This is a genomic window from Psychrobacter sp. PAMC 21119 (assembly GCF_000247495.1).
Classification (GTDB): Bacteria; Pseudomonadota; Gammaproteobacteria; order Pseudomonadales; family Moraxellaceae; genus Psychrobacter; species Psychrobacter glaciei.
The window spans coordinates 164,542-190,944 of sequence record NZ_AHVZ01000041.1; the positions used below are offsets into that span (position 1 = coordinate 164,542).

A 26,403-nucleotide genomic window follows, 5' to 3' on the forward strand; every position below is an offset into this window, starting at 1 on the left:
CTTGTGAGCTTTATCCGCAGACGTAAAAAAACCAGCTAAGAGTTACTTAACTGGTTTTTATAACTCAAAATAACTGAGTGCTTTAGCGACTAATTAGCAGCTGTAATACATGTCAAATTCAACAGGATGTACAGTCACATTCAGACGTTGTACTTCTTCTTCTTTCAAAGCGATGAAGGCTTCTAGCATATCTTCAGTGAATACATCGCCTTTTAATAAGAAGTCATGATCGTCACGCAATGCTTGTAGTGCAACGTCTAAGCTCTCTGCAACCGTTGGAATTTGTGCTTCTTCTTCTGGTGGCAAGTCATATAAGTTTTTGTCAGCGGCTTCACCTGGATGCATCTTGTTCTGGATACCGTCAAGGCCAGCCATCAACAATGCAGCAAACGCTAGGTATGGGTTAGCCGTTGGATCAGGGAAACGGGCTTCTACACGTACTGCTTTTGGACTGCTTACGTGTGGAATACGAATAGACGCTGAACGGTTAGACGCTGAATAAGCAAGCTTGATAGGTGCTTCATAATGCGGCACTAGGCGCTTATAGCTGTTAGTTGACGGGTTGGTAATGGCGTTCAATGCACGAGCATGCTTGATAATACCACCGATGAAGTACAATGCTGTTTCAGACAGACCAGCATACTCATCACCTGAGAATGTGTTTACGCCGTCTTTTGAGATAGACATATGTACGTGCATACCTGAACCGTTATCACCAACGATTGGCTTAGGCATAAAGGTAGCTGTTTTGCCAAACTGATGCGCAACGTTATGAACAACATATTTCAATTGCTGAACTTCATCTGCTTTACGAACCATGGTGTTGAATGCCACACCAATCTCAGACTGGCAAGAAGCAACTTCGTGATGATGCACTTCAACTGTGCCTTCGCCAACGATTTCTTCGATGCGTTCACACATGACAGCACGCATATCGTGTGAGCTATCGATTGGTGGTACTGGGAAATAGCCGCCTTTAACACGCGGACGATGCGCCATGTTGCCCCACTCGTAAGTCTCGCCAGTCGACCATGCTGCTTCTTCAGCAGTGATTTTATGACTAACGCCAGACATATCGATTGACCATTTAACGTCATCGAATACAAAGAACTCAGGCTCAGGACCGAAGTAAGCAGTATCACCAATACCAGTAGACTTCAAATACTCTTCAGCGCGGCGAGCAATAGAACGTGGGTCACGATCGTAGCCCTGTAGCGTTGATGGTTCGATGATGTCACAAGTGACCACAACAGTGACCGCATCAAAGAACGGGTCTAGAAAAGCCGTTTCTGGATCAGGACGCAAGATCATATCTGACGCTTCAATACCTTTCCAGCCAGCGATAGATGAGCCATCGAACATTTTGCCATCTTCCATCACATCTTCGTCAACGCTATGCGCTGGGAAGCTGATGTGCTGCTCTTTACCGCGTGTATCGGTGAAGCGAAAGTCAACCCATTTAGCATTAGAGGATTGGATAAGATCTAATAGTTTATTCGACATGAATAGTCTCCGTTGTGTTGATCACGTTATTGCGATTTAAAATTATGAGTGCAGTATTCTTGTTCAAGAATGTTAGATGTGCTTTTGAGACTGAAATAACGCATACGATATTCTGCTTATTATCAGCACTATTTTGCGTATTAGTCAAGATACTCATCTAAAGCGTTTTTTCAATCAGACCAACAGTCATCTCAATGGTCTAAAAATACGCCAAGTCAATTCTAACGTTATTCTAGCAATATATAACTCATAATGCTGAACTCTTCAGGCACTTGTTAATAATTATTTTTAGACCTGTCTCTTTGTGGTCATAAATAATCATAACAGTATAAGTGCAAGGGCTATGCCAACTCTCTAAGAACCGAATGGTATTGGTGGCTAAGGCAACAGCATTACTGATAGTAAATACAATGACTTATTATAAAATAACATACACATATGAAGACTATTATTCCGATGATTATCATTTTAGCACTTCTTATACAGAGCAATGAACCGCACTACTATTGCACCAAATTAGTGTGATTATTAATATAATAGCAATAAATAGCTCTATTTTGGTGCGATTTAATAGCTAGAGTTATGATTTAATATCTAGAATTATTTAGTAATCTCGTCATTATGCGCCATATTTGATAGAGCACGAAATAATGGTAAGATAATGGCATCCCACAGCAGCAGCTGTTACCCTTATAGCGGTATGGCATCAAGCATTGACAGTAACCCATAGCAGTGCAGGCAGCAGCGCAGACAAATTCAACTATAGAAACACCTAAAAATCAATAAGTTGAACACACAATGATTCTAATGATCGATAATTACGACAGCTTTACATACAATATTGTACAGTACTTCGGTGAGTTGCAGCAGGACATCACTGTGTGGCGTAACGATCAGATCACCATCGATCAAATTAAGGTCTTAGCTCCCGATGCCATTGTCATTGGTCCAGGACCGTGTGACCCATCCCGCGCTGGTATTTCGTTAGCCGTCATTGAGACTTTTAAAGGCATTATCCCTATACTGGGCATTTGCTTGGGACATCAAGCCATTGGGCAGGCATTTGGCGGACAGGTCGTCAAAGCAGGTGAAGTGATGCACGGACGTTTATCCGCCGTTTACCACAATGGCACAGGCGTATTTTTAGGCCTACCTAATCCCTCACAAGTCACGCGTTATCATTCACTCGTCATTGATAAAATCAGTTTACCCGAGTGTCTTGAGCTGACCGCATGGACACAAAATGTTGATGGCAGCATTGAGGAAATCATGGGTATCCGTCATAAAAAACTTGCTATAGAAGGTGTACAGTTCCATCCTGAGTCTATCTTGAGCGAAGCTGGTTATCAGCTACTCAACAACTTTTTGCAGACTCATAATCTGGCTGTACTAGCCTCAGACAAGCTACCGCAAGTCGGTTAGTTTTGACTAAAGTACTTGCTTTGATTACTCTATTCCAAATTCCTTATAGATCCATATAAAAAATAAAATTAAGCGAGACCATAATGAGTACGACGAAAATAGAAGAAACGCATACGCCAGATAGTATTGAGAGACTGTCCGATACAGAAACGCACAAGCTGCTGACGACCGCATTGGGTAGAATCTTTCAGCACATTGATTTGACCTTTGATGAGATGTATCAAGTGATGCTGATTATTATGCAAGGCAGATGTAGCGACGCTATGATGGGCGCTATTTTGACTGGTCTACGCATGAAAGGTGAATCCATCGATGAGATCACGGCATCGGCCAGCGCCATGCGTGCATTGGCGGCAAATATCGAACCAAGGAATTGTGACCATCTAGTCGATATCGTTGGTACTGGCGGTGATGGCGCGAATTTATTCAACGTCTCTACGGCATCGGCCTTTGTTGTGGCAGCTGCGGGAGCACAAGTCGCTAAACACGGAAATCGCGGGGTCTCTACTAGGTCTGGTAGCTCAGACTTACTTGAGCAGGCAGGTATCAGTCTGTCGCTCACCCCAGAGCAAGCAAAAGACTGTATCGAAAACCAAGGCATCGGCTTTTTGTTTGCGCCCAATCACCATAGCGCCATGCGTTATGCCAATCCTATACGCCGTGAGCTAAAATCGCGTACTATCTTTAATATTTTAGGGCCATTAACCAATCCTGCTGGCACACCCAATTTGGTCATTGGTGTCTTTACCGCTCAACTGTGTGAGCCTATCGCCAAAGTCATGAAAAACCTAGGCGCACGTCATGTCATGGTGGTTGGTGCCAAAGATGGCTTAGATGAAATTAGCCTTGCCACTTCTACCACTGTCGCTGAATTAAAAAACGGTGAGATATCCGTTTATGAGATGATGCCAGAAGATGCTGGCATCGAATCACAGACACTGATTGGGCTCGATGTAGACTCACCAGAGCAAAGCCTTGAGCTAATACGCGCCGCTTTATCAGGCGCAGAAACCAACGACCGCTCGGTACTCAAAGCCCGCGATATGATTGCGCTAAATGCAGGCGCAGCGATATACACCGCAGGGCTTGCCAGCAACTATCCTAATGGTGTTAGCCGTGCTCAACAAATCCTTCAAAATGGCGATGCGTTAATCAAGCTTGAGTCTTTAGCCAAATACACACAGCAGCTAGCGGCTCAGGATTAATTTGCAAGCACTAATATAGTGCATTTACTACTATCACTGTCTATTTTCATCTAACGATATTCGGATACCAGCATGACCACTACCCATTCAGACATACCTTCAGTGCTACAGCGCATTGTCGCTACTAAAATAGAAGAAGTAAAAAAGGCTCAAGAGGTACTATCTCTTGAAAATTTACAAGCAAAGGTCGCAGCTGATAATAAACCGCGTCGAGGTTTTGCTCAGGCATTGCGAGCTATCAGTACTGAAGAGAGCGGTATCGGTATCATTGCTGAAATTAAAAAAGCCTCTCCCTCTAAAGGCGTTATCAATCATAACTTCGCACCCGCGCTATTTGCTCAGCAGTACGAGCAAGCTGGTGCCAGTTGTTTGTCAGTACTAACTGATCGCGATTATTTTCAGGGCGATGATAGCTACCTTATTCAAGCAACTAATACCTCAAGCCTGCCGATACTGCGCAAAGATTTTATGATTGATGAGTATCAGATATATCAATCCTATCTAATGGGTGCAGATTGCATATTATTAATCATGGCTTGCCTCGACGATGAGCAAGTACAAAAGCTCCATGCCTTGAGTATCAAACTGGGCATGGACGTATTGATTGAGGTACATACTAAGGCCGAGCTTGAGCGCGCCTTACAATTGCCACGCTCTGATCATAATATCTATGGTATTAATAATCGTGATTTGAATACTTTTGACGTTGATCTACAAACCACGCTTGACCTAAAAAATATTTTGATCGAAGCATTAGCTACCGATGCTGATAGTACAGCACAGAAACCCCTTATCGTTACCGAGAGCGGCATTCATAGCAGCGATGACATCCGTTTGATGCTGGAGCAAGGCATTCAACACTTCTTGATCGGTGAACAATTTATGAAAACCGATCACCCTGGACAAGCGTTACAATCCTTACTTGCGGGCAGCGCAGCAGACGGGTAAAGTAACTCTATCATTCAAGCTTCAATAGACACTAGATCGCTTGAACAATGTGTGTGCTACACGGATTGTTCAACCCTTTATTCATCCATCAACGATACGTTAACTTTTATGTCAAATTCTCTATTTTCAAAAGAAATGCAAGACCAACTCAAAGAGTTAAAAGGACAGCTGAGCAAAGGCCGTGATACCGATTCACCTGAAGGTGAAGATCAAAAGCCTACAGAACCTGTCTCGTTACTCACCCAAAAGCAAGTCAAAAAGACTGTCAAACAGTTGGACAGTGAGCATATCGACGACGATAAAGTTCTGTTTATGCAAGCGATGCATGGCGTCAATCAGCTCGATGACAAAAACGTCCGCTCCCCTGCCAACGCCGCAAAAGCGCGTAAACCTGATGCCGCCACACTTTCGAAACGTGCTGCCGCGCAAGGTAGTGAGGCTAGTGATTTAGGCGCTGGCTTATCAGATATGCAGGCGCTACTCAATCCTGTGGCTGGCGAAGCTTATTTGTCTTACAAGCAGCCGACCCTACAAAATAAAATTTTTACCCAGCTCAAACAGGGCAAGCTGCGTTGGTATGATGCGGTAGACATCCATGGCTGCACCATTGATGAAGCACGCGCTGCCATGACTCAACTGTTGAGCCAAGCGAAGCAAAATAATGAAACCATGGTAAAAATAGTCCATGGTAAAGGTAGCGAAGCTATTTTAAAAACTTGCGTCAACGGTTGGCTACGTCAATTGCCAGAAGTACTGGCATTTTGCTCTGCCCCGCCGAAAGATGGTGGCAACGGCGCGGTATTAGTACTGCTTAAAAAGCCTAAAACTGATGGTGAATAAGCTGCATCGTTAAACATAAAAAGGACTGCTTATTGGCAGTCCTTTTTGTTATGCTCATTATCAAAAAAAACTATCTACATCATTGTTGGCGTCTATAGTCAAAACATCCTAAAAATGCGACGGTATTGCTGATATCAATTTCTTGTAGCCCCTGTCTGCGCAGGCACAGCAAGCAAGAAAAATGGATATCAGCAGTACGTGATGTATCGATATTACTTTTCACTCACTATAGCTTTAGCAGTATCTAAATTAATGAGGATAAGATGTTTATGAGTCTACAAACTATTGAAAACACTGAAGCACTAGAAGAGCATATCATCGCCTTGATTGCCATCGAACCAAGATTCGCTCTTGTTTATGAGCAAGTTGGTGTGCCCAGTCTTAGGCACAATGCAGGTGGGTTTGAACAATTAATGAGAGCGATGGTGGGTCAACAGCTATCAGTAGCAGCCGCGGCCAGTATTTGGAAAAAGCTGGTTGCGGCAGGTTTGACAACACCGTGTGCCATCCGTGAAGCGACAGATGAGACTTTAAAAACGCAAGGATTGTCTAAACAGAAAACTCGCTATGTGCGCTCCTTAGTCGATCATGATATAGACTTTTCGGCTTTAGGAGCCCTGCCAAATGAAGCGGCTATAAAGACACTCACAGCAGTCACTGGCATTGGACATTGGACGGCTGAGATGTATTTATTGTTTTCTCTAAAACGCGATGACATACTGGCAGTCGATGATTTAGCGATTAAAGTCGCAGCGATGACAGTATTAGGTCTGGCAGAACGCCCGACACCGAAACAGCTAAAGATATTGACTGAAAGCTGGTCACCACATCGTAGCGCCGCCAGCCTGCTTCTATGGTCATATTATGGCTTACTACGTGATAAAACTGCCGTACCTTTATAGTTACCTATAATAGCTCCCCATACAGAATATCTGCCCATATAGAAAAAACTCATTTTCAAGGCTGGTTCCATATAGAAAAACCAAATTTTCTTTTGGCGTGCTTAAATTTACTTTTTCTTAGCATACGACTTTTGTGTTTCAGTGCTTTGAGGGCACCTTCCCTACTTACTGTAGCCATCGAGGATTTCTGATTATCACCTCTCGCTTTGTCGCTGCTTTTATTAATATCAACATCGCCGTCGTTACTAGAGTGATCATGATTGTCTGGGCTTACATTCGTTTCACCATCATCCGCATTGCTACTGCTGTGTGATGTATCTTCTTCTACCGATTCAACTGTATTACTTTCCATATGATGTTCAAGTTCAGCTTGATTGACAATCAACTGCTGTGTTGGCAAAGCATGCTCAACCTTGTATTTTGCGACTTGGTTTAATACATCCACGAATACCACGTTTTGCTTGTCATAGAACTCCATGACGTCGTTGGCATTAATATAAGCTTGTAATTGAATCACATAGCAGTCTTGGCGCAGCTCTAAAATATTCACTTGATTCCATTCATTATTGGTCAAATAATGCTCATTCAAAAACTCATCCAAATCCTTGACCATCTTAAAGACTACGTCGATATCAGCGGTACGCTTAAGATACAACTGATGAAAAAAGCGGAACATATCGCGTGAGGTAAAGTTCTCAATTTGCATGGACGAGAAGTCGCCATTGGGTACGGTGACAATGGTGCGGGTCAATGTGCGGACGCGTGATGAGCGAATACCAATATCGATAACGGTGCCTTCATAAGTACCGAATTTACAATAATCACCGATACGTACTGGCGAATCCGCCACGACTACAACGCTACCAACAAGATTTTCAATGGTTTTTTGCGCACCCAGTGCCAATGCCAAACCACCCACACCCAATGCGGCAATACCAGTCGTTAAATCAAAACCCAAATTACCGAAGATAACAATCACGGCAAAGATCAGCAGCAACGCTTTGACGACTTTGCGTAGCAGCCCCAAGATAGAGACGCGTTCAGTATGGTTTTTCTTATAGCTTAAGTTGACAGCACGCGTGAATATCGCATCGATGACACGCAGTAATAACCACGTTGTCGCGAGCCATGATGCAACCTCGGTAAACCGATTGATAGGCTCACGTAATGTGACTGACACGCCTGCATAGACCATAACTTCGGATAATATCAATGCCATAACAACGACAGCAAGTGGCAATATTACCTTATCAGGTAATGGTAACGGTACACCGCGTATATGAGGATAAGTGATTCTCAATAAATGGTATAATAACCAAACCATAATATAAGTGAGGACAAAGCTGCTCACAATCATGGTTAGCGCTGCAACCAAGTCAGCCAATTGATAACCAAAAACCTTTTTGCCGTCCAGTGAATCAACCGTATAGCGAGATACCAAGGTCGGCTCAGTGTTTTCTATCACTTCTGGCACTGAGCTGAGCGTATCACTTGAGAATTGCCAGTACTGATCATTGTTATTAGACACCACTCTTTCTAATAACAACGGCACGCTTTTTTCACCGATATTGATGACACCGACGTTTTCTTGGCTGGGTGGCAGTTGATCGGCTAAATTGCCTTCGAGCGTATTATTGAGCTGCAAGTCAGGTAAAAAACGCCCACCAGCATCGAGTGCTTGCTTAAATTGACGCACCACGGTAGTTGGGTTGTCAGACTTTGATAAATTAAGATAATTGCTCGCCAATAAATAATCGTTTTCGCTCAAAGCACTTATGAATCCCTGCACCGTATGTCGCGGCGTATCTCGCCCAAAGGAATCAGGTATCGGCTCACTGCTCGCCTCACTAGCCCCGCCAAGTCCCAACACGCCAGCTTCAGCCGCGAAAGCAGCATTCGGCAGTATCAGGCTACACAATAAAGTCAGCAACAAGGTGGCCACTACCATGACTCTTGACAATGATGCTTTTAAGGGTAAAAGTAAGCTAGTAGGACTCATACGACGCTCAATAGACAAAACAAACCTCTTAATTTATAGATAGACATAGGTATAAAGAGAAAATTGCCTAAATAGCCAATGATCAACACAACCTGCCGCCATGATAGCAATTATAACTAACTGGCGTGTTTTTGATTACAAATTTTTCTACCGAAGAATGTTTCTAATGATAAGGAATTACTGGTACTGAGCACAGTTGCTAAGCAATAAACACCTGTACATCGCTTTAAAATGGTTTAATGATCAGCCATCATGAAAATTCCTCAGCTTATCATGAATAAATATTGGCTAAAACTGGTTTATAAAGCGAGCATATTTATAGATAATGAACCCTGTGTAACTTGTCTACTGTTTTTTGTAAATTTTACCTTCTTAACTTTTGCTTTTGTAACCTTGGGAATCATTATGTTGTTAACACGCTCTTCTTCGTCTATTTATTTGCGGTGCTGTATTTTAAGCGCACTTGGTGTATTTACCGTAAATACAGCCATGGCTATCACGCCAGCTGACCCTGACTTAGAGACAGTCAATGATAGTGAGCTGCCACAAGTTGAGCTTGATAAAATCGTTGTGACAGCGACGCGTACGCCGACTAAGACCAGTAATATTATTGCTCAGACACGGGTAATCGATAAAGAAGAATTGCAACGTTATCAAGGGCAAACCGTGATTGATGTCCTAAAAAATCAATCCGGTATGAATGTTGCTCAAAGTGGTGGCACAGGAACGGTCAGCAACTTTTATATGCGTGGCTATGATAGTAAGCAAGTGCTTGTAATCATTGATGGTATTCGCTACAGCTCTATTTCTACAGGCGCGCCTGCGCTAAATCTACTATCTGCTGATCAAATCGACCGTATAGAAATTCTATATGGCGCATCAGGTTCTAGTATTTATGGTTCTGACGCAATGGGCGGTGTCATTCAAATATTTACTAAAGGCAATAACGTAGAACAATCCAGTCTTTCAACGACTGTTGGTTATGGTAGCAATAACCATTACCAAGTAGGCATAACAGGTCAGCTTAAAAATAAAACTTCCTCATTGAGCTTAGGTGTCAGCCGCAACGAAACAGACGGTTTTAACGCGATTGCTAACCCTAGTTCTTATGATTACAATGCTGATGATGATGGTTTTAAATCTACCAATGCCAGTCTAGCGTTACAACATAAGATTTCAGACTCTGTAAGTGCTGGACTCAGCGCATTATATTCTGACTCTACAACGGATATTGACTCTGCAGGCACCGCTTTTCCAAATGCTTATTCAGATCAAAAAAATGGCAGCGCCAATGTTTTTATTCAGCATCAAACCCCATTAGCGGTCACTAAATTTAGCTATGGCCAAAGTATCGATAAATCCACTACTCATGATGCTAACTCTATAAATTATCAAGATGGCAGTCAATTTGATACCATTCAACAGCAGGCACGTTCAGAAACAAGTATTAATGCGCAACCTGGTACTGTTATCATTGGCGCAGAATGGTTATCACAGAAATTAGATGCCTCTAAAGTTAAGCTTTTCAACGCGGACTTTAGCGATTTTACAGCTACTGCTTACGATCCTGAAGATAGAACTGTCAAAAGTGGTTTTGTGGGCTATCAATTATCAGAAAATAATTATGACCTACAAGCCAATTATCGTGTCGATGACAATTCGCAATATGGCAATGAGAACACATACAATATAGGTGCCGCTATACGTCCATTAGATGGCGTGCGTATCGGTGCAAGCTATGCGACAGGATTTCGCGCGCCAACCTTCAACGATTTGTACTACCCTGGTTACAGCGATCCAGATTTAAAGCCTGAGACCAGTAAAAATACAGAAGTGTTTGTAGAGTACAATAAAGGCAATCAAATCTCCCGTCTGACTGGCTATCATACTGATGTTGATGATTTCATTAGTAATGCCACTAATACTAGTAAGGCACAAATCAAAGGCTTAAGTTTGACTTCAGACTGGCACGTTAGCTCGTTTGTATTTGGTTTAGGGTATGACTACTTAGACGCGAAGAACAAAACCAAAAATGATGTCAACTTTGATCAACAACTTCCCTACCGTCCTAAAAATAGTGGTTTAGTTTATATCGGATATCAGCAGCCTACGTTCGATATGCGCCTCGAGGCAAAGTATAGTGATGATAGACTTACAACCGAAAATAATGAACTTGATAGCTATACGCTGCTTAACTTAAGTGGAAGCGCCTATATCACACCCAATCTGCGTGCTAACTTGCGTGTAGATAATATTACTGATGAGGATTATACCCTTGCAAGCCAATTCGGTAATGAGTACGCCACTGAAGGTACTAGCTATTTTGGCTCGCTAACCTATGATTGGTACTAGAATGGTCAACAATTCATATCATAATTACGAATAATATAAAGGCTATCAGTTGATGGCCTTTTTTATGGCCATAAAAACCTGAAACCAAACATAACACTGCTGTCTACTATTTCTATTAGCCAGTAGGTGACATTTTATCTGTCATCTATTACAATGACACCCTCCGAGAGGTGTTGCGCCATGACCATGAATATTGCATTGAGAGACTAAAATCATGCAAATCATAGGTTATGTTAGGCTCGGTTAACTGTAGAGCGCCCTATTTTGGTCGCTCACAGCGCAAACAACGGCACCTGCGTTTTTATTCTTTTTATCATACGTTAACCACTGATAGGAGCATATTATGGACGCAGTGTCTACTACACCATCTGCCCATACGATCAATCCCTCTTTCACTGACTATAAAGTCGCTGACATCAGCCTTGCTGATTACGGCCGCCGTGAAATCACCCTTGCCGAAGCTGAAATGCCTGCCCTTATGGGTCTGCGTCGTCGCTACGAAGCCGATCAGCCGCTTAAAGGCGCGAAAATCGCTGGCTGTATCCACATGACCATCCAAACTGCCGTACTGATCGAGACACTAGTCGCGCTAGGTGCTGAAGTACGTTGGACGTCATGTAACATATTCTCAACTCAAGACCATGCTGCTGCGGCGATTGCTGCTGCTGGTATTTCTGTCTACGCTTGGAAAGGCGAAACAGAAGAAGAGTATGAATGGTGCTTGCGTCAGCAAGTTCACGTTGGCGGCGAAGCCTCAGGTCAGCTTTGGGATACTAACTTAATCTTGGATGATGGTGGTGACTTAACTGCATTGATCCATAACGACTATGCTGAGCTTCTTGATAGCATCCATGGTATCTCAGAAGAAACCACTACTGGTGTTCATCGCTTAGTTGAGATGTTAAACAAAGGTACGCTTAAAGTACCTGCCATCAATGTCAACGATGCGGTCACTAAGTCTAAAAACGACAACAAATACGGCTGCCGTCATAGCTTAAACGATGCCATTAAACGCGCTACCGATATGTTCCTTGCTGGTCGCCGCGCTCTAGTCATCGGTTATGGCGATGTGGGCAAAGGCTCTACGCAAAGCTTACGTCAAGAAGGCATGATCGTACGTGTATCAGAAGTCGATCCTATCTGTGCCATGCAGGCTTGTATGGATGGCTTTGAAGTATTGTCGCCTTACATTAACGGTGATAACACTGGCGGCGCAGAAAACATCAACACGCGTCTGCTTGAAGATACCGACATGATTGTTACCACGACTGGTAACTACCATGTATGTGATAAACATATACTAGCAGCACTGAAACCTGGTGCAGTCGTTTGTAACATCGGTCATTTTGACACCGAAATCGACACTCAGTTTATGCGTGACAACTGGCGCTGGGTTGAGATTAAGCCACAAGTGCATCAAATCTTCCGCTCAGATGATGAGAATGATTATTTGATCTTGCTTGCTGAAGGTCGCTTAGTGAACCTTGGTAATGCCACTGGTCACCCATCACGCGTGATGGACGGCTCATTTGCTAACCAAGTATTGGCGCAAATGTATTTGTTCGAAGAAAAATTTGCTGACTTGCCAGCTGATGAGCGCACTGACAACTTATACGTCAGAGTATTGCCGAAGAAGCTCGACGAAGAAGTCGCTGCTGCTATGGTTGCCGGTTTTAACGGTACATTGACGAAGCTGACGGATAAACAAGCGGAATATTTGGGTGTACCTGTCGAAGGTCCATTTAAGCCTGACGCTTATAAATACTAAGAGGAGCCAGACTCTGACTAAGCCTGCTTTCTCCTTTGAGTTTTTTCCGGCCAAAACCGAACTGGGTCATGAAAAGCTACTCAGCACTTATGATGAGCTGAATAAGCTATCACCTGCGTACTTTTCGGTGACCTACGGTGCTGGCGGTTCAACCCGTAACCGCACTTTAGATATCGTTCAAGCACTATGTGCACGCGGCGATACTGACATTGCGCCGCATATGTCTTGTATTGGTGATGATAAAGCAGAAATCGCTGAATTGCTTGAGCACTACAAAAGCTTAGGTATCAAGCGCCTAGTCGCGCTACGTGGTGACTTGCCTTCAGGTCAGGTGGGCATGGGTGAACTACCATTTGCTGTCGATTTGGTAAAATTCATTCGTGAACACTCAGGCGATCACTTCCATATTGAAGTGGCCGCTTATCCTGAGATGCACCCACAAGCGCGTAGCTTTGCGTTTGATGTTGACAATTTGGTCAATAAATACCAAGCGGGCGCCAATGCGTCGATTACCCAGTTTTTCTATAACGCTGATAGCTACTTATATTTGCGTGATACCTTAGAAAAGTGTGGGATTGATACAGTGGCGCAACCATTGGTGGCTGGAATTATGCCCATTACCAACTCAAGTAATTTGGTACGCTTTGCCGATAGCTGTGGCGCTGATATTCCGCGTTATGTGCGTAAGCAGTTGGCTGACTTTGGTGATGATCGCAAAGCCATTCGCGAATTTGGTTTTGATGTGGTATATCGTCTATGTGAGCGTTTAATCAATGAGGGTGTACCTGCCATGCATTTTTATAGCATGAATAAGGTTGAGCCGAATAAGCGTTTGGTTGAAGCGTTGGGACTTACCGCTTAGACCTTTGTTGAACTTCTTGTTAAATGACTGGCACTCTTCGGAGTGCCAGTTTTTTCGTTTTACTTATGATCTATCTTGTCTTAACAACTGCTCTATATGACCTGTTTTATTTCCCAAATACCTGTGACAATACCTTTCCCTCCGCCACTCATATTCTGCTAACATGTTGAGAGGGATTATTGTTCAATTAAAGGACTAAACGACTGTGCGACGTTTTTTTTATGCTATCAGTAACGATCTGAACACCACCTTTCCTACCCTTAGCGCATTATCTATTGGTGCTAGTGTCGAATTAACAGACAGCATCGTTCATCATTGGTGCCGAGTATTACGCGCAAATATCGGTGATCAAGGTATTTTGTTTGATGGCTTTGGCGGCGAATATCAGGTAGAGCTACAAGCAATTAGTAAAAAAAATGCAACGGCTACTTTGCTCAGTCATTCAACGGATGACCGCAGCGCCCCTGTATTGACTAAAATAGCACTAGTGATGAGTCGCGGTGAACGAATGGATTATGCCATTCAAAAGTCCACTGAGCTTGGTGTCACTGCTATTCAGCTCCTCAGCAGTCATCATGGCGAAGTCAATCTCAAACCCGCCCAAGTCGAAAAAAAGCTGGCACATTGGCAACAAATCGCGATCGCCGCCTGTGAACAATGCGGCCTCAATCGCCCTCCTCTTATCCTTGCACCACTGTCTATCAATGACTGGTTACGTGATTCAGCGACCGACGCTACAGACACAGTAATATCTGTCAGCGCTGCGGTTAGCCCTATTGTCGCGGCCCTCAGTGAAGCCCCTTATTATCAAGTATTAAACCAGCCAGCAGATAGCCGCTTAATGATGAGCGTGCCAGCAGCGGGACAACCTCTGCAGCCAGAGACACTATCAATCGCACTAACACAAGACAAACCCTACATTGAGCTGCTAATCGGTCCTGAGGGTGGTCTCAGTAATGATGAGTCAGTGCAAGCACAAACAGTAGGCTTTGCGCCTTGGCAGATCGGTAATCGCGTGCTACGAACAGAGACCGCGCCTGTCGTCGCCTTGGCAACGTTGCACGCGCTTAGCCATTAATCACCAAACGCCATTCTGTATATATGCTGATGGCTAGGGCATGTCCTCATTTTGAAAATGGTGATAAAAATGAGACAAATTGCAGCTAAACAAGGGAAACAGCGCAGAGAATATCAGGATATTGACTAGCTGTTTGACGCAGTTTGGCAAGATTTAGCCGTTTTTAACCCATTTAGTCGCTTTCGTCCAGATTGAGGACACGCCCTAGGTTAAATGAAGTGCTCTGATACAACGCTTCTTATTGCTTTGCAAACTGGGAGATAGCTTGAGCCGCTGAGCTTAGGTAATCCATATGACTGACGGTGGTTATTGCTAGCAATGACTGACCAATTTTTTAGACTTGACGTTGACTTAGTGAGTCCAATTATGACTACTTTTACCATCCTACCGCTCTCAGATAAGCAGCAGCTGCTGACACAGTTATGTGAGCAATATGAAGACGCTATCTTTATCTTAGACGCAAACTTTCGTTATCTGTCGGTCAATGCTATTTACGAGATTATGATTGGTTACAGTGAATCTTTTTTGCTGGGGCGACCACTTGGTATATATTCGGCTGAGTTTTTATCAAAAGAAGAGCAAGCTATTTTAAATGATCTTACCAGTCATTTAGACAGTAAGGGATTTTATGAAATTGACTTTTCGATAGCGACTCGCTATGGACAAGTTCTGAATTGCCATATCACTTACCGAAGAATCTACGTAGGAGAAACGGGTTATTATATCGGTGTGGTTCGCGATATGTCGTCGGTCGTAAAAGACAGAAAACAAATGACTCATCTACTCAATTACGATCAACTAACAGGGTTGCCCAACCGCAAGGTTTTTTTGAGTCAGACCAGTGAGCTATTGTTAGAAAGTTATCAAGAAGTCGTGATTGTACGCCTAAACATTGATCGTTATCGTAACCTCGCAAGCCTACTCGGCCCTGACGGTATTAATACTCTCATAGAAAGCTTCGTACTACGAGTCAAAACCTTAAAGCTCGAAGATTTGCATTGTTTTTCACACTTTGGTGGTGATGACTTTGCCTTATTATTTGAATGCACTGATGCCAATTCCGTACGCAATCAGTTAGACCTCTTGATGCAAATGTGTGAGCATCCTTTTTTCGTCAGTAATGAGCCAGCAGAAGATACAGCCATTTATTGTCATATCTCAGTCGGGGTCAGTTTTTTCCCTGAAAATGATTACGAAATGATAGGGTTGTTGACCAAAGCTGAGAAAGCCCTACAGTATGTCAAACAGCAAGGTGGTGACGACATCTGTTGGTACAACAAGACCATCGATGAGGCAACTGCCAATAGTTTACAGTTAGAAGCAGAGCTTAGAGCTGCCACCAATGATGTTCAGTTTGTACCCTATTATCAACCGAAATTTTCCTTAGATACTGGGGCTATTACTGGCTTTGAGGCGCTGGTACGCTGGCAGCATCCCACTCGTGGGCTGCTAAAACCTGTTCACTTTATGAATGCCATCATCACGCACAAACTGTCATTTGAGCTGTTCTCACAAATGGCGACTCAAATTGCGGAACAGTTGTCTATTTGGCAAAAACTTGGCTTCGATCAACATATTTGTATCAACGCCGATGCTGCTGAATTTAGCCATCCTGATTTCTTTGAGATGGTGAGCAACTTATTTGTGCAGCACGACATCCATGCCCATCAACTGCATATCGAAGTCACAGAATCCTCATTAATACAGCGTCATGCTAATGTCAAGAAACAGCTCAACTTACTGAAAGAGTTGGGGATTTGTTTAGCGCTGGATGATTTTGGTACGGGTTATGCCTCTTTAAGTTATCTACAAGAGTATCCTTTTGACTTTATCAAAATCGATAAAAGTTTTATCTCTAAGATTGAAACGGATCGTACCCAATATGCGATCGTCAAGGCTATTTTAGAGTTAGCGGTGGCGCTTGATATGCAGGTCATCGCTGAAGGTATCGAAACCAAGCAACAACGCGATTTACTGTTAGACATGGGTTGTAAATATGGACAAGGCTATTGGTTTAGTAAACCCGTGACTGCTGATATCGCAACTGAAATGTTAACGCAGCAATATTTGTCTAAATGAGACACGCCCTAGTCAGTATTTTAATCGAGAATGAGCCAACCATTTTTTAGTCGATTATTATCATTGTTTTTTTCGCCTAACGTTGATTGCATAACGGATGCAAGGTAGGTTCATGACTTATCAGTGCTGTTACCAAACTTGTATAATCGCCTATGAAAGCCTATCTTTTATAGTGAATTTGTTAGAGCTTACTAAATATCAAACTGACTCTAACAATCACCATTCTTTTCAATACTATTTTATGCAATCGATACCTTAGATAGGTCTGCGACTTCAACAGACCATCTGGATATAGTCAATCCTGCATCATGCGCTAAACCCTAGCGCTGTCATAGGACGACCAGCTATTATTGATTGCATTACAAAAGGACAGGAAGTTATGCAATACAAAGCACCTTTACGTGATATTCAATTCGTTATGCATGAACTACTCGATAGCGAAAGCCATTACAAAACGCTACCTGCATTTCAAGAAGCAGACCGAGAGCTAATGGATAGCCTGTTTGAAATGGCTGCAAGCTTTGCTGAAAATGAGCTGTCACCATTGAACCAAAGCGGCGATGCGGAAGGCTGCAAATTTGATAACGGCAAAGTAACGACACCAAAAGGCTTTAAAGAAGCCTATAAAGCGTATTGTGAGCTTGGTTTCCCTGCTTTATCTGCTGAAGAAGAATTCGGCGGTCAAAACATGCCGTTTTCACTATCAACGGTCATCAATGAGATGGTTGGTACGGCTAACTGGTCATTCTCTATGTACCCAGGCCTATCACATGGTGCGATCCAAACCATCGAGCATCATGGTACTGATGAGCAGAAAAACATCTATTTAGAAAAAATGATCAGCGGTGAATGGTCAGGTACGATGTGTCTGACTGAAGCACACGCCGGTTCTGACTTGGGTATTATCCGTACCAAAGCTGAACCAAAAGAAGATGGTAGCTATAGCATTACTGGTCAAAAAATCTTCATCTCAGCTGGTGAGCATGATTTAACCGACAATATTATTCACATTGTATTGGCGCGTTTACCAGGCGCACCTGCTGGCACAAAAGGCATCTCATTGTTTATCGTTCCTAAGATGACGGTTCAAGAAGATGGCAGCGTTGGCGATAGTAACAATGTCGTTTGTGGCTCTATTGAGCATAAAATGGGCATTAAAGCCTCTGCCACTTGTGTCATCAACTTCGATGGCGCAACAGGTTACCTAATTGGCCCAGAAAACCGCGGCCTACAGTGCATGTTTACTTTCATGAACGTTGCCCGTATCGGTACTGCTGTTCAGGGCTTGACTGCAGCAGAGTACGCATTCCAAGGCTCATTGACTTATGCCAAAGATCGTTTGGCCATGCGCTCTTTGTCAGGTACCAAAGCACCAGAAAAAGTAGCTGATCCAATCATTGTACATCCAGCGGTCCGCAACATGCTATTGACCGAAAAAGCCTTTGCTGAAGGTGGCCGTGCTTTAGTATATTATCTCTCACATTTTGCGGATACTGTCGCAAAAGGTGAAGGCGAAGATCTTAAATTTGCTGATCAAATGCTGTCATTGTTGACACCAATTGCTAAAGCCTTCTTGACCGAGACTGGTTTAGAAGCGGCAAACCATGGTGTGCAGGTTTATGGTGGTCACGGTTTTGTCAGTGAATGGGGTATGGAACAAAACGTCCGTGATACGCGTATTGCTTGCTTATACGAAGGTACGACTGAAATCCAAGCACTTGATCTATTGGGCCGTAAAGTATTGGGTTCACAAGGTAAGCTGCTTGCAAACTTTGTCAAAGTCATCCAAGACTTCTGTGATGAAAACAAAGAAAATGATGAGATGGGTCAATTTATCCGTCCACTGGTCAAGCATCTAAAAGAATGGGGCGACTTAACAGCGCGCATTGGCATGCAAGCCACTGAAAGCCCTGAAGCAGTAGGCGGTGCAGCGGTTGATTACATGTACTTCAGTGGTTACGTGACTCTGGCTTATTTATGGGCACGTATGGCACTTGTGGCACAAACTGCTATTGCTGATGGCAGCAGCGAGCCTGCGTTCTATGATGCTAAAATCAAGACCGCTCAGTTCTATTTTGCTAAATTGCTTCCACGTACCACCACACACGTACAGCGCATCAGCACTGGTGTTGAGCCGTACATGTCGATGGATGTTGATCAATTTGCCTTTTAAGTAAGCCATCAATTTATCAAAGATTTGTTGAATTAGCACCACTATCGTAATTTCGATCGGCAACATACCAAAGTATGTTGCCGATTTGCCTATTATCAATTCCTTTTAAGCCTATTAAAGCCATTATTTCGCATGATAAATGTTTTTGGTGTACGCACAATTCACGAAGAAATACACAAGCTAAGCCTCTAATTTGCTAAACTTTAGCTATTAGCCATTAAGGTTAACTCAAAAAGAACAACCGATAATCTTAGGGTCTGTTGAACATTCAAATATTCGGACTGCTGATCGCTAAAATAGCATCAAACTAGGCGTAAACCGACGATAATGTCGAGACTTTAGCTAGGTTTATAACAACGTTTGGTGCGATTTTAGCATCAGCCCTTCGGGGCGGGACTATTTTTTGCCAATACATGGCGAAATTGTCTAACCTAGAATGACTAGGCGTCAAAAATTTCACTGTGTATTGTCTAAAAAATAGCCACCGCCAGTGCCACATTTGAATGTTCAACAGACCCTAATGTATTTAATTTTTATTCATTTGAACCAAAGGACTGCTGATGGCTGTTTATAATGCCCCTCTTAATGACATGCGCTTCATCTTAAATGATGTTTTTAATGCGAATGCATTTTGGCAAAACAACGACAATTTGGCTCATGTTGACATGGACACTGTCGATATGATTTTAGAAGAAATGGCAAAACTGACCAAAAACGTTCTGCTACCCATCAACCGTAGTGGCGATGAAGAAGGCGCTACTTTTCAGGGTGATGGCGTTGTCACTACCCCAACAGGCTTTAAAGAAGCATATAAGCAGTATGCTGAGTCAGGCTGGGTTGGCTTAAGCGGTAACTCTGAATACGGTGGTCAAGGCTTTCCAAAAATGGTGACCATGCTCACCGAAGAGATGGTTTTTACCGCTAACCAATCGTTTGCCCTTTACCCTAACCTGACTGTAGGCGCGACGCTTTGCCTAAATGCAGCGGCCTCTGAAGAGCAAAAGCAAACCTATCTAGAAAAAATGTACAACGGCGAATGGGCTGGCACTATGTGCTTAACAGAGCCACATGCGGGTACTGACTTAGGCATCATCAAGACCAAAGCCGTACCTAACGATGATGGCAGCTATGACATCTCTGGTACTAAGATTTTTATCACGGGCGGTGAGCACGATCTAACTGAAAATATTATTCATTTAGTATTGGCAAAAACACCCAATGCACCAGAAGGCTCAAAAGGCATTTCGCTATTTGTTGTACCAAAATTCTTGGTCAATGAAGATGGCAGCTTGGGTGAACGCAATACATTGGCTGTCGGTTCTATCGAACACAAAATGGGTATCAAAGCATCTGCCACTTGTGTGATGAACTTTGATAGTGCCAAAGGCTGGATGGTTGGTGCCGAAAATACAGGCCTGTCTTCTATGTTCATCATGATGAACTATGAGCGTGTCACTATGGGTCTACAAGGCCTTGGTGGTGCTGAGCTTGCCTATCAAAATGCGACACTTTATGCCAATGATCGTGGTCAAGGTCGTAGTGATACCCAGTTGCAAAGCCCAGAGAAACCTGCGGATGCGATTATCCATCATGCCGATGTACGCCGCATGTTGTTAAATGCTAAGACCAATACTGAAGCGTCACGTTGCTTTGCCATGTATGTCGCCAAGAATCTGGATGAAGAAAAGTTTAGTACCGATCCAGAAGCAGCCAAAGCGGCTTCCGCTCGCGTTGCTCTACTGACTCCAGTTGCCAAAGCATTTTTGACGGACAAAGCATTAGAAGCCACCATTGATTGTCAGCAAGTATTTGGTGGTCACGGCTATATCCGCGAATGGGGTATGGAACAAATCGTTCGTGATACGCGCATTGCCCAGATTTATGAAGGCACCAATGGCATTCAAGCCCTTGACCTACTAGGTCGTAAAGTGGCGCGTAATAACGGCAAGTATATCACTCATTTCTTAGGTGAAATTCGTGATTTTGTCAATAATATGCAAGCCAATCACGGCATCAAACAAGCCACCCTAGATGCCGCCGATACGATTGAAGCATTGACTAAAACTGTGCTAAGCAACATTGGCGAACGTAAAAATGAAATCAATGGCTGTGCCGTTGACTACATGCATGCCTTTGGCTACCTGTGCTACTCGTATATGTTTGCGTTGATGGTTGAAGCTGCTGACGGTCAAGAAGGCGAGTTCTACACGAACAAAGCCAAGCTTGCTGACTACTTCGTTGGTCGTGTATTGCCACGTATCGATGCGCATGCGCAAATGGTGCAAGCAGGTAGCGATCCTATGATGAACTTTGATCTTGACTACTTTGATGTACCTGCTAACTAATCAGCGATTTTTAATAATTAATAATTAAAGTATCATGACAAAAGGGACAGTCTCGCTACTGTCCCTTTTTTTGCCAAAAATATTTTCAAAATAACTGCTAACAAAATAATTAACTATCGATGCATCGTTCCGATTAGAATAACGCAAAGCAAACTATCGCTTAAGTTACTTCATAGTATTACCAAGCTTTTAGTCATAACCTATATTGTATACCAGATAATAATATTCAAAATCTAACAATAAAAACGGTTGAAACCACCATGATAAAGGATGCGACGTGCCAGAACTAAAACGCATTTTACAGCAGATTACGGCGCTAAGTGATGTACCTGATCCTGCGGTACTAAAACGCTTAATAGATGAGCTACGGGTCACTGAAAAAGAGCCTGTCTTGGCCAATGATAATATTCAGAACCTCATTGATGTCATTCGTCAGCATCCAGAATATGGTGACGGCCTTGCCAGCTTTGTATTAAAGCTCATTATCCAGTACCGGCAAATTGCACTCTATACCGATACTGGCATTATGTCAGATCAGGGATTTTTTAATAGTTTGCGCCGTTTAGTTGGCCATCGACTTTTGCCAATACTACCGCAAGAGGACTCCGTGGTTGAGTTGGTTGGTTACCTATTTAATAAGCGTTCTGATGAGCGTTGGTTGGCCAATATCGATAAAGAAAAATGGGATGAGCTGGTTGAATTATTGAGAGTCAAAGAAGAACACTTAGATCTAGTCGCCACGGCGAAAAACAGTATTTTAAACGCGATTATCATTTTATCTTATCGCATCAGCGGTCTTGGCTTGCATCCTGACTTGATGGATTCTTACCCGCAAATGCTGAACTATTCAGCCTCTTTTGTGGCGCAAAATCAAGAGGCGGTCTTATTTGTCAATCAATATAGGCAGGCGCACGAGCTTGATACCTTGACTGATATCACCCCCGAAAAAGCTGTCGATCCAGCGCCGTTGCTTGTCATGATTGAGCAATGCGAGGATATCGTTGCCACGGTTCGCAAACGTATTTATAAGACGGGTATTTCTATTCGACTGACCAATATGATGCTGCGCCTCGACCAAAGCTTGCAGCGTATGCGTATCTTGACTGAACTGGTGACTGATGATTATAACAAGCGTGATCTGGCCGTCATTGAACTGATACAAACGCTGATTACCACTGCCAATCGTCGCTATAGTATCGGCTATTTGATTGATAATAATACCAAACTGCTCTCGCGCAAAGTGACTGAAAACGCGAGCCGTGTCGGTGAGCATTACATTAGCACCGATAAATCTGGTTATCAGAAGATGTTTAAAAAGGCCTCTATCGGTGGCTTTATCATTGCTTTTATGGCGACCACCAAGATATTGGCTTATCATTTAGCCCTCGCACCAATGGGTCGGGCATTTATCAATAGCATGATTTATGGCTTGGGTTTTGTCTTTATTCATGTCATTCGCGGTACCGTTGCTACTAAGCAGCCCGCCATGACGGCGGCGGCTATTGCCTCCACTATATCGGATGGCTCTGGCAAGAAGTCTCATCAGCTAACCAAGCTGTCAGAATTGGTGGTCGATATTTTACGTACCCAGTTTGTCGCTATCATGGGTAATGTAATGCTAGCGGTACCGGTCGCTCTTATTATCTCTTTTGCTTGGCTGCAATATACAGGCACGCCGATGATTGATACTGAGAAGGCTGGGCATCTCTTACATGATCTTGATCCTTTTCGCTCGCTCGCCCTTCCCCATGCTGCCATTGCTGGTGTCTATTTATTTTTATCGGGTCTGATTGCTGGTTATTATGACAACTTAGCGGTTTATAACCATGTGGGCGCACGTATACAGCGGCATAAGTTACTCAAAATCCTTTTGCCTAAATCATGGCTACAGCGCTTTGGTGGCTTTGTAGAAGCGAATTTGGGTGCCATCATGGGCAACTTTTTATTCGGGGTGTTCTTAGGCAGCACTGCCACTATCGGCTTTATCTTCGGCTTACCAATTGATATTCGCCACATTGCTTTTGCCTCAGCCAACTTGGCGCATGGACTGTTTAACATGTCCGCTGATGATATAAGCTGGAACGTCATCTTACTGTCCATTCTTGGTGTTGCTCTTATCGGTATCGTCAACTTGATGGTCAGCTTTTCCCTCGCCTTATTCGTGGCACTACGCTCAAAAGAAGTGCGCTTCTTTGAATGGGGACGTCTGACCAAATTGGTTTTTGGTCATATTATCAGTCACCCATCTGACTTTTTTTGGCCACGCGACAAACCGATGAAATATGCGCGCATCGATAGCCAAGGTCGTATGATATTTGATGATACTTCAGGGCAAAAAGGTGGCAAGCCTATACCTGCTAATTACGTTGTGCGCCGCTTATCGGACGTAAAAATATTGCCCAAATCCATGCAAGGCAGTATGAAAAATGATCCAGCAGTGACCGACATACAATATGACAATCAAACATCAGACAGTAGTTTTGATCCTGAGATGACTAGTCGTGAAGCGTATAGCACCGTCCATCCAACCATGGCCAAACAAGTGATCGATCTCGATGATGGTCTGATGGATGACAACCTCAATAGTGTGCCGTACACCGATGATATTCAATATGATAGAAGCACTAATACGCTTGATAGCTTTGCGACTAGTAGTAATGAAATAAGCCGTGATGAGGCAGACAATACTGACTCTGATAGCAAAGGTGCTGGCGATGCCAAAACCCCACTGCCAAAACCGAAAAAACCACCCAATCTGCCCAGTTAAATGGGTAGTTTTGGTGGTTTTGATGGCACGCCCCAGTTAATGAGCTGCCCTAGTTATGGCGGATGACAATGCGCACTCGACGTTATTACCGCTTCATCACCCAATCGATAGGCTAATAAATAATTACCCCAGACACAGCCGCCATCCAAAGCGCGCGCATGTGGCAGATCAACCTCACCTTTTAACGCTGCCCAGTGACCAAATAGTATCTTACGCGTGCGCGGTACTTGCCACTCAAACCACGGCAAAAAATCCTTTGGCATCGAATCATCTAAGCTTGCCGTAAAGCTAAATTCGAGCGTGCCATCCTGCTTGCATAAGCGCATACGGGTAAAGTAGTTGGCAATCGCGCGCATTTTGGTAAAGCCGTTGATACCTGTACACCAATCATCGGCCGTCTTGCTATATAAGTGTGGCAACAACCGATCAAGCTGCTTTAAGCTGCCTCGTAATTGCGCCTCTAACTGCTGGGCATAGTCCGCTGCTGCTTCAATAGTCCAATGCGGCGGGATGCCAGCATGTACCAGTACGGTATTGGCATCAGGATAAGCCAGTATCGGCTGCTGACGTAACCAATGTAATAGCTCGTCGCAATCATCGGCAGCAAAAATTGGTGCGGTCTTGTCTTTTTTCTTAATTTTAGCGGCACCGCGCCAAACAGCGATCAGGTTAATATCATGATTACCCAATACCGTAGCCGCAGCACCTTGCTCACAAAGCGCCTTGACATCGCGCAACGTATTCAGTGAGTCTTCGCCGCGTGCCACCAAGTCACCTGCAAACCACAACTTATCTTGCATAGGGTCAAAATCCAATGTTTCGAGTAGATGAAGATACGCCGCATAACAACCTTGCAGATCACCGATGACATACTGGTGGCGAAAACTCATAAACCCTCTATCTTTTATGTGATGACTTTTATACGATGATTTTTATTCATATCTAGGGCGTGTCCTCAATTCAATTGATCATATCTAAACGGGCTAAAAATGGCTAAATTTTGCCAAACATCGTTAAATAGCTGGTTAATATCCCGATATTATCTGCGCTATTTTCCTCGTCTGACTGCAATTTATCTCATTTTTATCACCACTTTTGAAATAAGGACACACCCTAGATAACTATTTTTGGATGATGAATTAATCTTCTACTTTGCGTGCCTGATTGCTCAAATTGACAAAATCTTTCACACTCAAGACTTCAGGGCGTGCTTGTGGATCAATAGCGCAGGCAGCAAAATCTTCTTCGCTCAACGTCGGCAACAAGGTTGATTTTTTAAAAATAGCACGCAGCGTCTTGCGACGATGGTTGAAGGTTTCGCGTACCACAATCGCAAAATACGCTTCGTCTTCTGCGACGATAGGTTTGTTGATATGCGGCGTCAGGCGAAAAACAGCGCTGGTGACTTTTGGTGGCGGATTAAATGCGCCACGTGGCACGGTTAACAGGTAATCCGTATCACAGTGGTATTGCATAATGACCGACAAGCGACCATACGTCTTGCTGCCAACGTCAGCAGTGATGCGCTCGACGACTTCTTTTTGCAACATAAAGTGCATGTCTTGAATCACATCGGCATAACTGAGCAGATGAAAAAGTATCGGCGTAGAAATATTATACGGCAAGTTACCCACCACGCGTAGCTTACCGCGCTCCTCGCTATACAACTCACGATAATCGACATGCATAGCATTGTCTTTGATAATTTCAAAATTCGGATGGCTATTGGCACCGATACGAATACGCAGGCTATCCGCCAAATCACGATCCAACTCTACGACCGTCATCGCATCCACTTCTGCCAATAACGGCTCAGTCAGCGCACCCATACCTGGGCCAATCTCGATTAAATTGTCATCGCGCTCTAAGCGAATGCTCTCAACAATCTCACGGATAACACTACGGTCATGTAAGAAGTTTTGACCAAAGCGTTTACGCGGTTGGTGTTTGGCAGCCCGTAGGCTATTAGAAATGGTTTGAGCATCAAATGGAGTTTTGGACATAAAAAGGGCTTCATGTATAAAAGAGAAATGGGCGATGATAATGTAATAGCAGCAATATTCTGGCTTTATAATGGCAAATTATACCACAGCTCATAATTAGGCTGTGTTTTTGAGACATTTTATCGATAAAATGCCCATACCTTAGCGCAAACGACCC

Annotated in this window: 17 protein-coding genes; 13 read left to right on the plus strand and 4 right to left on the minus strand. The window is 43.5% G+C overall.

Annotated elements, in window-relative coordinates:
* Positions 1-93: 93 nt before the first annotated feature.
* Complete coding sequence (glnA, locus tag RH96_RS14110) at positions 94-1,503, minus strand: type I glutamate--ammonia ligase (protein WP_010201934.1); 1,410 nt, start codon at positions 1,501-1,503, stop codon at positions 94-96.
* A gap of 798 nt (positions 1,504-2,301) precedes the next feature.
* On the opposite strand from glnA, the gene RH96_RS14115 reads away from it, so the two are divergent.
* The 5 genes from RH96_RS14115 to RH96_RS14135 all read left to right on the plus strand — a co-directional run bounded on the left by RH96_RS14115 (position 2,302) and on the right by RH96_RS14135 (position 6,820).
* Entirely contained in the window at positions 2,302-2,925 is a 624-nt protein-coding gene (locus RH96_RS14115) for an anthranilate synthase component II (protein ID WP_026037396.1), read from the plus strand.
* Positions 2,926-3,008: 83 nt separating this feature from the next.
* Positions 3,009-4,130, plus strand: a complete 1,122-nt coding sequence (gene trpD / locus RH96_RS14120) for an anthranilate phosphoribosyltransferase (RefSeq protein ID WP_010201937.1) — start codon at positions 3,009-3,011, stop codon at positions 4,128-4,130.
* A gap of 72 nt (positions 4,131-4,202) precedes the next feature.
* Complete coding sequence (trpC, locus tag RH96_RS14125) at positions 4,203-5,078, plus strand: indole-3-glycerol phosphate synthase TrpC (protein WP_010201939.1); 876 nt, start codon at positions 4,203-4,205, stop codon at positions 5,076-5,078.
* A gap of 108 nt (positions 5,079-5,186) precedes the next feature.
* A complete protein-coding gene (locus RH96_RS14130) occupies positions 5,187-5,918 on the plus strand; it encodes a Smr/MutS family protein (protein ID WP_010201940.1) in 732 nt (243 codons plus the stop codon).
* 269 nt (positions 5,919-6,187) lie between these two features.
* Positions 6,188-6,820 carry a DNA-3-methyladenine glycosylase family protein gene (locus RH96_RS14135; protein ID WP_010201945.1) on the plus strand — a complete coding sequence of 211 codons (633 nt, stop codon included), beginning with the start codon at positions 6,188-6,190 and terminating at the stop codon, positions 6,818-6,820.
* 55 nt (positions 6,821-6,875) lie between these two features.
* On the opposite strand, the gene RH96_RS14140 is transcribed toward RH96_RS14135, so the two are convergent.
* Positions 6,876-8,768 (minus strand): mechanosensitive ion channel family protein, encoded by a 1,893-nt coding sequence (locus RH96_RS14140; protein WP_413540234.1) that lies wholly within the window; start codon positions 8,766-8,768, stop codon positions 6,876-6,878.
* A 456-nt stretch (positions 8,769-9,224) separates the two neighbouring features.
* Between RH96_RS14140 and RH96_RS14145 the strand changes: the two genes are divergently transcribed.
* The 8 genes from RH96_RS14145 (at position 9,225) to RH96_RS14180 (ending at position 24,243) form a co-directional block, all read left to right on the plus strand.
* Entirely contained in the window at positions 9,225-11,171 is a 1,947-nt protein-coding gene (locus RH96_RS14145; RefSeq protein WP_026037399.1) for a TonB-dependent receptor, read from the plus strand.
* Between the two features lie 343 nt (positions 11,172-11,514).
* Positions 11,515-12,939 (plus strand): adenosylhomocysteinase, encoded by a 1,425-nt coding sequence (gene ahcY, locus RH96_RS14150; protein ID WP_010201952.1) that lies wholly within the window; start codon positions 11,515-11,517, stop codon positions 12,937-12,939.
* 13 nt (positions 12,940-12,952) lie between these two features.
* Complete coding sequence (locus tag RH96_RS14155) at positions 12,953-13,801, plus strand: methylenetetrahydrofolate reductase (protein WP_026037400.1); 849 nt, start codon at positions 12,953-12,955, stop codon at positions 13,799-13,801.
* A gap of 205 nt (positions 13,802-14,006) precedes the next feature.
* Positions 14,007-14,879 carry a 16S rRNA (uracil(1498)-N(3))-methyltransferase gene (locus RH96_RS14160; RefSeq protein ID WP_010201955.1) on the plus strand — a complete coding sequence of 291 codons (873 nt, stop codon included), beginning with the start codon at positions 14,007-14,009 and terminating at the stop codon, positions 14,877-14,879.
* Between the two features lie 366 nt (positions 14,880-15,245).
* Positions 15,246-16,958 (plus strand): putative bifunctional diguanylate cyclase/phosphodiesterase, encoded by a 1,713-nt coding sequence (locus RH96_RS14165; protein ID WP_037033780.1) that lies wholly within the window; start codon positions 15,246-15,248, stop codon positions 16,956-16,958.
* A gap of 379 nt (positions 16,959-17,337) precedes the next feature.
* Positions 17,338-19,131 carry an acyl-CoA dehydrogenase C-terminal domain-containing protein gene (locus RH96_RS14170; protein WP_010201961.1) on the plus strand — a complete coding sequence of 598 codons (1,794 nt, stop codon included), beginning with the start codon at positions 17,338-17,340 and terminating at the stop codon, positions 19,129-19,131.
* 560 nt (positions 19,132-19,691) lie between these two features.
* Positions 19,692-21,476, plus strand: a complete 1,785-nt coding sequence (locus RH96_RS14175) for an acyl-CoA dehydrogenase C-terminal domain-containing protein (RefSeq protein ID WP_010201962.1) — start codon at positions 19,692-19,694, stop codon at positions 21,474-21,476.
* A 277-nt stretch (positions 21,477-21,753) separates the two neighbouring features.
* Positions 21,754-24,243 (plus strand): site-specific recombinase, encoded by a 2,490-nt coding sequence (locus tag RH96_RS14180; protein WP_010201963.1) that lies wholly within the window; start codon positions 21,754-21,756, stop codon positions 24,241-24,243.
* A 53-nt stretch (positions 24,244-24,296) separates the two neighbouring features.
* Here the strand turns inward: RH96_RS14180 and RH96_RS14185 are convergent, their stop codons facing one another.
* On the minus strand, positions 24,297-25,133 hold the full coding sequence (locus RH96_RS14185; RefSeq protein WP_010201964.1) for a symmetrical bis(5'-nucleosyl)-tetraphosphatase: 837 nt from the start codon (positions 25,131-25,133) through the stop codon (positions 24,297-24,299).
* A gap of 249 nt (positions 25,134-25,382) precedes the next feature.
* Positions 25,383-26,246, minus strand: a complete 864-nt coding sequence (gene rsmA, locus RH96_RS14190) for a 16S rRNA (adenine(1518)-N(6)/adenine(1519)-N(6))-dimethyltransferase RsmA (protein ID WP_010201965.1) — start codon at positions 26,244-26,246, stop codon at positions 25,383-25,385.
* Positions 26,247-26,403 lie beyond the last annotated feature (157 nt).